9 protein-coding genes and 1 pseudogene are annotated in these 12,366 nt (G+C 46.3%); 9 read left to right on the forward strand and 1 reads right to left on the reverse strand.

What is annotated here, in order from left to right; translation table 11 throughout:
• Positions 1-59 precede the first annotated feature (59 nt).
• Complete coding sequence (locus tag RA178_RS14815) at positions 60-260, reverse strand: hypothetical protein (protein ID WP_173497123.1); 201 nt, start codon at positions 258-260, stop codon at positions 60-62.
• Here RA178_RS14815 and RA178_RS14820 point away from each other — a divergent pair.
• The 9 genes and pseudogenes from RA178_RS14820 to RA178_RS14860 all read left to right on the forward strand — a co-directional run.
• Complete coding sequence (locus RA178_RS14820) at positions 259-1,116, forward strand: lipase family protein (protein ID WP_306682526.1); 858 nt, start codon at positions 259-261, stop codon at positions 1,114-1,116. The genes RA178_RS14815 and RA178_RS14820 overlap by 2 nt on opposite strands.
• Before the next feature lie 11 nt (positions 1,117-1,127).
• Positions 1,128-2,456 (forward strand): DUF4785 domain-containing protein, encoded by a 1,329-nt coding sequence (locus RA178_RS14825; protein WP_263144875.1) that lies wholly within the window; start codon positions 1,128-1,130, stop codon positions 2,454-2,456.
• A gap of 434 nt (positions 2,457-2,890) precedes the next feature.
• Entirely contained in the window at positions 2,891-6,139 is a 3,249-nt protein-coding gene (locus tag RA178_RS14830) for an nSTAND1 domain-containing NTPase (RefSeq protein WP_306682527.1), read from the forward strand.
• Between the two features lie 19 nt (positions 6,140-6,158).
• Positions 6,159-6,536, forward strand: coding sequence for a DP-EP family protein (locus RA178_RS14835; protein ID WP_028760551.1), 378 nt, complete (start codon positions 6,159-6,161; stop codon positions 6,534-6,536).
• Between the two features lie 292 nt (positions 6,537-6,828).
• Positions 6,829-7,011 (forward strand): hypothetical protein, encoded by a 183-nt coding sequence (locus RA178_RS14840; RefSeq protein ID WP_371135022.1) that lies wholly within the window; start codon positions 6,829-6,831, stop codon positions 7,009-7,011.
• A 255-nt stretch (positions 7,012-7,266) separates the two neighbouring features.
• The gene (locus RA178_RS14845) at positions 7,267-8,295 is read left to right on the forward strand and encodes a sensor domain-containing diguanylate cyclase (protein WP_306685414.1); all 1,029 of its coding nucleotides are present in this window, start codon (positions 7,267-7,269) and stop codon (positions 8,293-8,295) included.
• 176 nt (positions 8,296-8,471) lie between these two features.
• Positions 8,472-11,066, forward strand: a complete 2,595-nt coding sequence (locus RA178_RS14850) for an FAD-binding protein (protein ID WP_306682528.1) — start codon at positions 8,472-8,474, stop codon at positions 11,064-11,066.
• 99 nt (positions 11,067-11,165) lie between these two features.
• Positions 11,166-11,414: an EamA family transporter gene (locus RA178_RS14855; RefSeq protein WP_259505628.1), complete on the forward strand. Its 249-nt coding sequence runs from the start codon at positions 11,166-11,168 to the stop codon at positions 11,412-11,414.
• A 222-nt stretch (positions 11,415-11,636) separates the two neighbouring features.
• Positions 11,637-12,305 (forward strand): annotated as a pseudogene (locus RA178_RS14860) (DMT family transporter); the annotation flags it as partial.
• Positions 12,306-12,366: the final 61 nt, after the last annotated feature.

Genomic DNA, 12,366 nt, shown 5'->3' on the forward strand with positions numbered 1-12,366 from the left:
CCTGTTGATAATGGCTAAGTTACGGCAATCACATTTGATGCCAACCTAAACTAGCGCATTCACACTATCCCGTCGTATTCAGGCCTTAAGTCATGTTTTACCCAAAGTGAGTAACCCGCGCTTAAGCGCCTATAAACCGAGCCATGCCAGCCGATTTCAAGCTTATTTACGGCAAATCCTGCATTAACTGACTTGCCCTGAACTGTCGCAACGGACTGGCGGCCACAATCAACAAGACCAACAACACGAGATATAGCCATGAAGATCAAAAAAGCCCTCATGCTCTTGGGTCTGTTCGCTGTCAGCCCAGTAACGTTAGCCGCAACCGGAGTCGCCTTTATCCATGGTACGGGTCACCAGACCAATGCCTTAGCCGATTACTGGACGCCCGAATTTGTTAACTCAGTGCGCCAAGGCATCCCAGTGCCAAACAATTACACAGTGACCAACTGCGACTTTGACCAATATATGTGGGAAGAAAGCGCCGCAGGTTGTCTGGCCACACAGCTTAATGGCTTTATCCAAGCCAAAAATATCGACGACTTAATTCTACTGACCCACTCCAATGGTGGCAACGTAGTGCGGTGGATTTTATCTAATCCAACGTGGGACAGCCGTTATCCTGCAGTGATCAACGCCACCTCAAAGGTTATCGCCATCGCGCCTTCCAGTGCTGGTACGCCGCTGGCCGATGCGGTGAACCAAGGTAATGTGTTCGAAACCAGCTTAGGCTGGCTCTTAGGCTATGGCAGCAATGCGGTGAAACAACAGCAAGTCGGTTGGATGGCAAACTATAACAACGCTTGGCTTAATGGCACAGCGGGTCGCCCATCGCTGGGTAAACCCTTCGAAGTCGTGGTGGGCTCAGATGTTGATTCCGCTATTTGGGACAGCGACAGTTACTGCGCGGGTTATCAATACCAAGTCGCGCTCGAAACCACCCAAAACTGGCTCGATAGCTGCTCCGACGGCTTCTTAAATTGCAGCTCACAAAAGGCGGCTGGCACTGTCTGGTTTACTGATAAACAAAAGACCCGTGGCCAAGAGCCCTTAAGCCATCAGCAGAGCCGTCGTACGTGTTTCAACTTAGACACGCTGATCCGCAACCACATTTAAGGAGCACTAAGATGCACACACTCAGCAAACTTGCCAGTGTCTTGGCGCTAAGCGGACTGCTTGCAGCCTGCCAAGATGAAGCCACACCCATAGATCCCAAAACCAATGCCAGCCCTATGTATGCCAAAGGGTTAACCCTAGCCGCGCCGAGCGATACCGATTTAGTCGATAGCAATATTGCCAGCCCAACACTCACGCCCATCAACACCAGTTCGGATTACATTAGCTTTATCACCCCGCTGTACGGCGAGTATCAGGCAAGTGCGCCGCAGCTTGAGCAAGCCAGCCAAAGTGACGAGTATTGGGTCAATGTAACAGGCGCACAGCTTAATGCGGGCGTGGGCCTCACCATGAGCCAAGCGTCGAGCTTAGTGCGCATTGCACCTCGGGGCGATACCCGCTCTGGTGCCTTAATGCATGCAGAGGCTATTGCCCCTGAGCGCGTACAAATTCAGCGCGTTACCCCTAATCAGTCACCCCAAGGCAAAGCAGCCAATAGCAGCGGGATAAACACCAATGAGTCACTGGTTAAATCAATGGTCAACGCCGATGCTTTGGCTAGCGCAGGGTTAACCGATGATTCGAGTGCATTGCAAATGTCGGCGAAAGCCACACCGGGCCAATATCGCCTGCAGATCAGCCAGCCGTTAACACCGAGCGCCAGCTACTTAGTCAATGTGAAGGAAAAAGGCTCGCCCTATCAACTGAGCGTCAAAGCCCCCACCGCCATCGCGGCGGATGCGCAAAACCTTGGGCTTGAACTCGCTCTCAGCCAAAGTGATAACACCTTTGTACCACAGGCAAAACTCAAACAAGCCGATGGCAATATGCAACCGCTGGCGATGGTAAAACAAGGGGAGACATGGCAAGCGGTGATCCCCGCGGGCGTCGCACTTTCAAGCAGTAATGCTGGTTTCAGTGAAATTGAAATCACAGTGCAAACCCAAGTCGATGGCCGACCTGTGCAGCGCACGGTTAAATCTGTCTTTAAGTCCTATGTCAATTCGGCGAGCATCAAGCCCGAAGTGCTCACGGTTTGGGATAAAGGCCTGCCTAACCAAATCAACTTTGAGTTAACTGTCGCCGAGGCGGGACGTTTTGGCTTAAGTGGCACGTTAACAGGCACCAATGCCGAAGGTCAAAAGGTGGCGATTCTACGCACGCAAGCTGCCAATTGGCTGACCCCAGAGTCGCCGAAGTTAAAGCTGATGTTAGATCCTAAGCTTATCCAAGCCTCGGGTTTACAGCCGCCCTTCGAACTCAATGAATTAGAACTGCAAGATCAAGGTCAAATGGCCAGATTAAGCTATCAAGCCAAAGCACTAACCTTAACGCGCTAATTCAAAGGGACCAATGTTAAGGGGCTAACGTTAAGATACTTAACTTAAGGTACTGATAAGTCAGGCTTGTTATCCTTAAGTTCCTCTCTAATACCAAGTGCCTAATCACGGGCACTTTTTTATTGTTGATCTTTTGCAATCTACACCTAAAAGCCATCACCTTATTTAACATCTAGCGCAAAGCACAAATTGTTGACAGAAAAATGACAAGCTAAAGACTATTTACCACACCTCACCCTGATAAAATTTACATTGATTATCAAGGGTTATTCCTTTTAAATAACAATCATCAACGGCATAATGTCAAGGTCTTGACGTCAGACCTTTGAATGACAAGCATACGGTTCTTTATAACAATACGTATAACAATAAGAGTGACTCACAGCGCAAGTTTTTACCGTGCCATGGTCAATACTCAATAAATGGACATCGTTATGAGTGACAGCACATTTTTCTTTGGTGAATGGCAAATCAATCCCAGCGCCAATAGTCTGCTCCTTGGCAAACAAGTCAAACAACTTGAACCCAAGGCGATGGATGTGCTGCTATTTCTCTGTCAACGGGCGGGCGAAGTCGTCAGCAGTGATGAAATAGTCAGCCACTGCTGGCCAGGTGTAGATACCGGCGACAATCCACTACACAAGATTATCAATCAGTTACGTCGAGCATTAGGCGATAGCGCCACCGATCCCACCTATATAGAAACCATACGCAAACGCGGCTATCGCACCTTAGCCGAAGTGCGTTTTCCTATCGGCCACCAAGCCACCGCCAGCCCACAGAGTTGGCAAGGCGGCTCGCCCTTTCCGGGGCTCCAAGCCTATAGCGCTAATTATGCCGAGGTGTTTTTTGGTCGCAGTGAACAAATCAGCACTTTGCTTAACCGGATAAGTCAACAAATCCTGTTTGGCCGTGCCTTCTGCCTGATCTTAGGTCCAAGTGGCAGCGGTAAATCTTCCCTGATTAATGCGGGTGTTGTGCCCAATTTAATGAAGGGCGACGGCTATAACGGCATTGGTGTCGCGTCATTCAGCAGCTTAGATTTTGCCGATGTGAGTAAAGGACAACTACTCACCGATCTTGCCAGTGCTATGCTCGACTGGGAAATCAACGACATCCCAGTATTCGAAGGCATGAGCGCTGAGACTCTGGCGATTCAACTTATCGAAGATATCCAAAGCGTGATCAATCAGTGTACCCAAGCGCTCAAGGCTAAACCCTTTTCCAATCCGTTTTTTGCCTTGTTTATCGACCGATTAGAAGTGTTGCTCTCATCACCGCTATTTAGCGATCCCGAACGAACCCAGTTCATAGAATTATTGGAACAACTCGCCACCTCAAAAGCCGTGATTATCATCAGTGCCTGTCGCAACGATTTTTATCCTTTATTGGTCAATTACCCAAGCTTAATGGCGGGTAAAGCCCGCGGCGCCCACTTTGACTTAGCGCCGCCAACACGCACTGAGCTATTACAAATGATCCGCCTGCCCGCAGTGGCTGCCAACTTAAGCTGGGAAGTTGACAGCGACACCGCGATGCCGCTCGACGAAATGCTCTGCAGCGATGCCGCCAGTAACCCAGATGCACTGCCCATGTTGCAATACACGCTGCAGGCCTTGTATTTGCAGCGCAGCGCCGACGATAAGTTATTAGTCTCGGTTTATCATGCACTTGGCGGTATTGAAGGGGCGATTGGCAAAAATGCCGAGCAAGCGATTTCCCATTTAAGCGATGCCGAAAAAGCCAGCCTACCACGGATTTTATCCCTGCTAGTGACCCTACGCGAAGATGAAAAGTCCATCACCAGCCGCACCGCTCGCTGGTCACAACTGCAAAGCACGGCCGAAACCGCCCTAGTGCAAGCCATGGTCGATAGCCGCTTATTCGTGTCGCATCTGCAAAATGGTGAACCCTGTTTTAGCATCGCCCACGAAGCACTTTTGCGCCGTTGGCCAAGGGCAACCGCTTGGATTAGCGAGCATAACGACAGCTTAAGCATTAAGAGTCGCCTACAGCATTTATCTAAGCGTTGGCTCAGCGAAGCCAAACACAGCGCTTATCTGCTCGCCGAAGGCAAGCCGTTAAAAGAGGCCCAAAGCCTCAGCCAAAATCCGTTATTCGATTTAGACGATCCCGAAACCGCCTTTATCGCAGCCTCCAGCAAACGCGCCAATATGCTGCGCTGGACGAGGCGCCTAACCGTCGCCCTACTGTGCGTCCTCACCTTAACCTCCGTCATTATGAGCGTGCGCAGCATAGAGGCCGAAAAACTTGCTCTGCAAAAACGCCTCGCCGCCGAAGATTTGCTCGGCTTTATGGTGGGTGACTTCGCCGACAAGATGCGCGGCATCGGCCGTATGGACTTACTCGACGGGATCAGCAATAAAGCACTGGAATATTTCAGTGATTTTTCCAATAAAGAAGATGATACGCACTTAAGTTTTGATGCCCGTTTCCAACACGGCCAAACCTTAGAGGCCATGGGGGAAGTCGCCTATTCGCGCAATAAAATCGATGAAGCTCGCAGCGCATTACTCGCAGCGCAAGAAAAAATGCTGCCACTACTCGAATTGCAGCCGGAAAACTTAGCCCTACTGAAAACCCTAGGTGCCAATGCCTTTTGGTTAGGACAGCTTAAGTATGATGTGAGTGAATGGGTATCTGCACGTCCTTTTTGGGAGCAATATTTACAATACAGTCAAGCCATGTATGCCATTGCGCCAGAGGATAAAGATGCGCTGATGGAGCTTTCCTATGCCCATAACTCGCTGGGTTCAGTTTCGATGAAACAGCAGGAATTTGCTAAAGCAAAGCAAGATTTTGAGGAGTCATTAAGGCTTAAATTGCTGGCTTTGGCAAAAGCGCCTGAGGATAGTCAGTTGATTGCGGATGTGGCGGATACAAGATCTTGGTTAGCGAGCGCAGCGGTATCACAAGGGGATATAAATACCGCTATTCAAATCCATGAAGAAATTCAAGAAGCCTTGCTAACTAAAAATCTTGAAAAACAGCCTTATTTACTCGATAGACTCACTGGAAGTTATCAAAACATCGCCACACTGTTAAGTTATCAAGGTCGCCTAACAGAAGCTTTGAATAAAGCCTCTTTGGGACTTGCGACTATTGAGTCTGCATTTAAACAAGACCCTGAAAACGAACGCTGGAAAAGATTAAAATATTATTCTTATTCACAAATACTTGAGTTCACCACGAGTGAAAGCCAATATTTAGCATTTGAGAAATCAACAAACATAAACTTTGATGATAAATCTTCACCAATAAAACTCTCAACATACAAAGATATCTCTGCAAAACTCCTTTTATCCAAGGCAAAACTCATGCTAAACATTGGAAAATTAAAAGAGAGTTTGCAATACGCAAAATTAGCAACTGAATCATATCGAGAACTTGGAAATGACTTCAATCAAGAAATAACCTACATAGCAAACCTTGCAATAAGCGAATTATTACAAGCTAATATCTATAAAAAACTGGGCGAGTTATCTTACATTGAGTTATGTAACAATGTTAAAAAACAAGTAATGCCTTTTACTGAAAAAAACAAAGACCCAATATTTACGATTTCCTATGCAAAATCGCTCGATTGTTTAGGGGTACTTGATACACATAAAGAGCTTATTCTTTTTTTAGAAAAAACCGAAATTAGAAATATTCGATTCTAACCACAGAAGGAACATAAAGATGACAGCACCACAAGGCTCAGCACAATTTATTAAAGTTAATGTTACCCTTGAAAATGGTGAACCTGTATTTATTTATACGGATGCCAATGGTCAAGTTTGCCAAGGTGATGTCACCATCACTCAGGCAGGTACAATTACTTTTTTACTAAATGATCAAACCACTAAAGGGTTAAAATTTGTCGGGGTAGGCTTTGTAACCCCATTCGATAACATTGTCGATGCTGTTACCATCAGCAGCGATGGTAAGTTAGTGCAATTTGTTGACCTCGATAGAACTCCTGGTACTACTAAGTTCCAGTTTGTATTAAGTAACACCACAAATACCTTACTGGTGTTAAGTCCAGATCCACAAGTTATCAATCATCCTAAAAACTAGGGTCTGTGGATTGGATTTTTCTCATGATTTCTCTCAGGACAGCCATATCTTTTCGAAATAAACGCCTCCTGAAATGAGCTCAAAATGCTCTGCTGCTACGGCAGAGCATTTCTCACAAGACATCCGCTTATCCGTTTTCCCATAACAGCACTGTCTTTGGTTGCTAGTGACGCTGAATCCCGTAAAAGGGAGAAAAAAGCGGAAAAAGCGGGGACAGCCATGTCTTTTTGTGCTTTATCCCCTCTTATACTAGCCTTTACATTATCTTGATTGCGTCTGTTTGGAGCGGATGATGACCTCGGCCAGAAGAATGCTTATCGATGCTAATACAACGCCCTTCTATCATGTGATAAATCGCTGTGTCAGAAGGGCTTTTCTGTGCGGTGAGGATAAACTCACAGGCCGCAGTTATGAGCATAGACGTGGCTGGATTGTCGATAAAATCAAAGCATTATCCACCATCTTTAGACACTAAAATCCTTTGCGCTTGCCGCTTAATACCCAAAAATCCACTCATGGGTGCCACTTTTTTAACTTAGCCATGCCCCAAAACCTCGCACGTTTCAGCTAAACCTGAGAATTTACCGTGAGAAGATTAAATTTAAAACCTTTATAAACAATAGATTAAATCGGAAGGTAAGCAGAAGGTATCTTTTCTTTGCGAAGAATAAAGTCATCATCAGAAAAGCGCTTAGCGCAGATGACATTAGGTTCTCGGAGAATGATAACAATGACAAGCTCACCTAAACTGACACGTTCACAACATCCATTATCACTTGTGGGTGAAGGCAATGGTTCACAGTGCACTGCGCAGCAAGGCTTGGTCGAGCCCGCATTGCCGTTAACCTTCTTCGAACATGCCTCGATTGAAACGATTCAACAGTTTATTCAGCATCTGACTGAGCCGGTGATTATCGTCAATGCCCAAGGTTACATTTACTTTAGCAATAGCAAAGGTGCTGACTTACTGACGTGCCCGCAGGCCAGTTTGAAGGGACAAGATTGGCGCAACTTTTTGACTGAACACCACCAAGCTCGCTACGACAATCTGCTGAGCAATGATATTAAATTAGGCAAAAATTGCGGTATCCCAGTGCAGCACTCCGCCGAAGAAATCACCCTCATTACAGCCTCAGGCAAAGCCAAAGATGTTGAGCTTTCCATTTCCTACATCCGCAGCCATGAACCTCTGTTTGTGATGATGATGCACGATTTAACGCAGCACAAAGCGGAAAATCAAAAGCTACGTAAATTGGCCGCCACAGATTCACTGACAGGACTGGCGAACCGCCGATATTTTGATGAAATGCTGCATCACTATTGGGAAGAATGCACAGGTAAGTTGCGCCCGATCAGCGTGGTGATTATCGATGTGGATTACTTCAAAGTGTTCAACGACCAATTCGGCCATATCCAAGGGGACGAATGTCTACGAAAGATTGCCAAAGTGATTGCTGACATAGTGCCGATAGAAGTTGGCCTGGCAGCGCGTTACGGCGGCGAAGAATTCGCGCTAATTCTACCAAGCCACAATGCCAAAATGGCACTAACGATTGCCCAAAAAGTGCAGCAAGGGATTAATGACCTGCGCTTTACCGAGCAAGGGCTGCGCGATTATGTCTCTGTGAGTGCGAGCCAAGGGATTGCGAGCGAAATCAATGGCCAGTTCCGTACCTCACTCGCCATGCTGTGCGCCGCCGATACCGCATTGTATCGCGCCAAAGCCGATGGCCGTGACAGGATCAATACGTCGCTTTAATACCTATTAATTGGCGACTTGTTTGCCCGCACCTGATTTACCCAAAACTGATTGACCCAAAACATAGTTACCCGCGGCTTAGTTATCCGCAATTGATTAACAACGGGATGAATGACCTCAGTAGCGCTTTAGCGCATTGAGGAAAACACATAAAGCACACGAAAGGACTCATGAATATGGACAAGCTTGAGGCATCAAGAAATATACGGGCAGTGATTGAAAAAAGCTTACCCGTGAGCACGTCACCCCTTGCCATATTCACTTACCAGTGTTGGTTGAAAACCAGCGCAGGTGGGCGTGTGTTCCATTATAAAACCGATCGAGAAGATACCTATTTCGCGGTGGATATTAATTCACTGGGGCATATTGAATGCGTGATTAATACCACCTTGCTGCGGGTTGAAGCAATATCAACCTTAGGTGGACTTAACGACGGTCAGTGGCACTTATTGTCTATCTGCCATGAATACCATGAAATAAGTTGTTATGTGGATGGTGAAATTACCCATACACAACTCAATAATCTGTCACTGGTTGCCGACAATGAATTTTTAATTGAAAACGTGTCTTTACCGAATCATCGCGATACACATTTCGATGGTGAAATATTTGGCATCACCTTACTCAATCGATTATTAACGCGAACTGAAATCGTTGACTATTACCGTAATCCAGCGCAACAAAGATCGATTAGCGAAAATAACCTTTACATTTATCAGCACCAAGATGCACATAATATTCGCGGTGAAAACTTTATCCCACTTAAAAGGCAAAAAGTGCTGCTGGTCATATTTAATGATACTGAACATCAATTCATAAAAACCACTGCGGATAGCAACACCTATAATCAACAACTGCCTAAGATTATTCCGCCCCACGAACGCCGAGCCTATATTATTGAATGTAACTATAACACTTGGCCTAATTTTAGTTATTTAGTGAATTACACAGCGAGTAATCAAGCGGATATTACACTCAATATTGAAGTGTTTAAATCGCTGACGGCCTATCGCTCTAATATTAAAGTCACCGTCGCAAATGAACTGGAACGGGATTGTTTGATTATTCAATCGACCGAAGAAGAATTAAGTGCTGAAGTGCGTATTAGTGAAAACTTAGTGATCACTCAAGCCAAAAACTTTGTTAATTTCATCAATGAAGTTCGCGCACACATTCCGGCCGACAATATTATTACCGGTGGCCATTATTATAGTGAGCAGCAACTCTCGGTCAGCACAGGTAAGCAAATGATTGCCTATCAACAGGCTTGCCAACTGTTCAACCGCAGATTACAAAAAAAACCACTGGCGATCATCAAATGCACGTCAACTGAAGAAGTCAAAATCGCCTATAAGGCGGCCATCGATTATAACTTGCCAATCAGCGTGCGCTCAGGTGGGAATGATCACGAAGGTGAAAGCACTGAAACGAATACCGTAGTGTTAGATCTGCTGAAGATGGATAGCCTCACTTTAGATCCCATCACAGGTATTGCGGCCATTGGCCCTGGCAATCGCTTTATCAATCTCACCACTGCGCTTGCCAAACAAGGCGTGATGATCCCCCATAGCTCCTGTGGCAGTATTGCCTTAGCGGGATTTATTATGGGCGGTGGCTCAGGACCTTGGACCCGCAAACACGGCATGTGCTGCGAATCCCTATTACAGGCAGAAATCGTCCTCGGCATTGGTGAAACCCAAGTCGTCTCTGTTGCCAATAAACCAGAGTTACTCTGGGCGCTTAAGGGTGGTGGTGGGTTAAGTTATGGCATAGTGACCCGCTTTTTTGTGCAAACCTTTCCACTACCGCCTTGCCTTATCAAGTTTGAATTAGAATGGAATTGCTACGATAAACAAACCCATGAACTCATTGAGCACACCCCAACCAAAGACATTTTACAGCGCTGGGAAGCCATCATAAATGCCGACAGCACTGGCTGTTTGATTGGCACTAATCTCAAGATTAATGCCAAACATTTACCCGTAGAACAACACAAAACACTCGACATAGACACTGACTCAATTACGCATAACTGCTTGATGTATGGTTTTTGGGAGGGCAATTCCGCCAGCCTAAACCACTTTATCCAGACACAATTTAATGAATTTGGCCTAGTCCCCAATGATATTCGCATCGAGGGTATGGGCGGACTCACCAAAGCCTACGGTGAAAACTTAATGCCCAGTTGGGAAAGGGAATCTTTTCATCATCTGCAAGCTGACTTACAAGGCATAAGCCGCTCACCTAATCCAACCGATGTGGATGAACCCGCGCCCCATAAAGTCACCTCGCGCTTAGTGAATCAAACGGGCCTGAGGGACGGTTATAAGCCACTGCTTGAAAGCTTAACTTCTCGCTATGTGCTTGAAGGTAATCGCCAACTTGGGCTATTTACCTATGTTACCCTTGGCGCTATAACTGGTGATTATTATCGCACTATGGGCGAAGAGCAAAAGAGTCGCAGCGCCTTCCCCTACAAGGACAGACAATACACGATTCAATATCAAACTTGGTGGAATAACGCGCTGCAAGAGAAACAACAATTGCAGGATAGCCAAGTGTTTACCCGCATTAATCGTGCGCTCGATTGGATTGATGCCAGCCGAAGCTATGACATCCCCAACACCTCGGGTGCTTTTATCAGTTTCAAAGATAAGGCCATTCCAACAGATGTGTACTTTGACCACAATTACGCTGCGTTAAAACGGATTAAGGCGGCCTACAGCCAAGATAGCTTTAACCATTTCCGCTCACGTAAAAGCATTATCTAAGTTAATACATCGGCATAGCCTAGGGTGAGTTTTTAAGGCAAAATCGACGCCGTCCACAGGACGGTGTCGCCCCTTAAATTCTTCAGTTACAGGTTGCCTATGCCAAGCTCAGCTTTAGCTATCATTTTTGCCCTATTGGCAGCCATTCTTATGGGCACAATCGGTGTATTAGCGCGCTTTGCCGCCCTGCCCGCCGAACACATTACCTTCTACCGCTTACTGCTCGGTGCCCTATTTCTATTGGCTTATATGCTGCTCACAGGCAAAGGACAGCAAATTCGCCATAGACCGAGTAAACGCAACTTATACCCAAACAACCTCAAGATGCAGGATTCAGCGGAAATTTAACGCACTTTAGGCAAGGCGGTTATTTGCGGACCTAGTGGACTAAGTTAAAAATAACCAACACAGCATAAAGTGCGTTAAAAACCGCCGGGACGGAGCGCCTAGGGCACTCCACTTCCGTGTTGCATCAATTCAAAAGGTAGCCGACATTCTGTCATTGATGCGCCTTGAATTGAAGCACCCTAGGCGCTCTGAAACTCGTATCTTGAGGTAGCTTGGGTATATAATGGCGCTATGCTCGCGGGTTTTATGGCGTTTTATATTGAAGCCATTCAGTACACCCAAATGGCCAATGTGATCATGATTATTTACTTAGCCCCTGTGGTGTCGGCTATTTTTGCCCATTATTTCTTTGCCGAGAAACTCACCCGCTTAAGCATGGCAAGCGTAGTGGTCGCGCTGATGGGCTTTATGTTAATGATCCCAACAGGGCCGCAGCAAGCGAGCGATCATACTGAATTATTAGGCTATTTTTATGCCCTACTCGCCCTATTAACCTACTGCGGTTTTATGTTAATCAACCGAAAACCGAGCCTGAGTTCGCCCTACCAGAGCACTTTAGTGCAGCTTAGTGTAGGCGCTTTATGCCTACTGCCCTTAGTGATAAATGCACCGCTGACGCCAAGTTTGCCGCAAATGGGTTGGTTAATTGCGATTGGATTCTTCCCCGGATTTTTAGCCATTTTGCTGGCGGTAAAAGCCCTACGCCAATTACCTGCTGTCACTTTTGGAACCCTCGCCTATGTGGAACCGGTTATCGTAGTGACGTTAGCATGGTGGATATTTGGTGAAACCTTGAGTCCCATGCAATTAATCGGTGTCGGCTTAATTCTTCTGGCCGGCATTAGCCAAGGCTTTATCAGTCAGCGCAACGTATTGATTACGAGCGGCTAACCAACAACACTTTGCCAAGTAGCTGAAATAATATGAAGAAAATAGTGTAAGCTCGACAGAG

The sequence above is a fragment of the Shewanella oncorhynchi genome, from assembly GCF_030848765.1.
Lineage (GTDB): Bacteria > Pseudomonadota > Gammaproteobacteria > Enterobacterales > Shewanellaceae > Shewanella > Shewanella oncorhynchi.

What these genes read in the sequence shown, in the direction of transcription:
- RA178_RS14820 (WP_306682526.1), top strand. Translation starts at nt 259, where the DNA reads ATGAAGATCAAAAAAGCCCTCATGCTCTTGGGTCTGTTCGCTGTCAGC.
- RA178_RS14815 (WP_173497123.1), bottom strand. Translation starts at nt 260, where the DNA reads ATGGCTATATCTCGTGTTGTTGGTCTTGTTGATTGTGGCCGCCAGTCC.
- RA178_RS14825 (WP_263144875.1), top strand. Translation starts at nt 1,128, where the DNA reads ATGCACACACTCAGCAAACTTGCCAGTGTCTTGGCGCTAAGCGGACTG.
- RA178_RS14830 (WP_306682527.1), top strand. Translation starts at nt 2,891, where the DNA reads ATGAGTGACAGCACATTTTTCTTTGGTGAATGGCAAATCAATCCCAGC.
- RA178_RS14835 (WP_028760551.1), top strand. Translation starts at nt 6,159, where the DNA reads ATGACAGCACCACAAGGCTCAGCACAATTTATTAAAGTTAATGTTACC.
- RA178_RS14840 (WP_371135022.1), top strand. Translation starts at nt 6,829, where the DNA reads ATGACCTCGGCCAGAAGAATGCTTATCGATGCTAATACAACGCCCTTC.
- RA178_RS14845 (WP_306685414.1), top strand. Translation starts at nt 7,267, where the DNA reads ATGACAAGCTCACCTAAACTGACACGTTCACAACATCCATTATCACTT.
- RA178_RS14850 (WP_306682528.1), top strand. Translation starts at nt 8,472, where the DNA reads ATGGACAAGCTTGAGGCATCAAGAAATATACGGGCAGTGATTGAAAAA.
- RA178_RS14855 (WP_259505628.1), top strand. Translation starts at nt 11,166, where the DNA reads ATGCCAAGCTCAGCTTTAGCTATCATTTTTGCCCTATTGGCAGCCATT.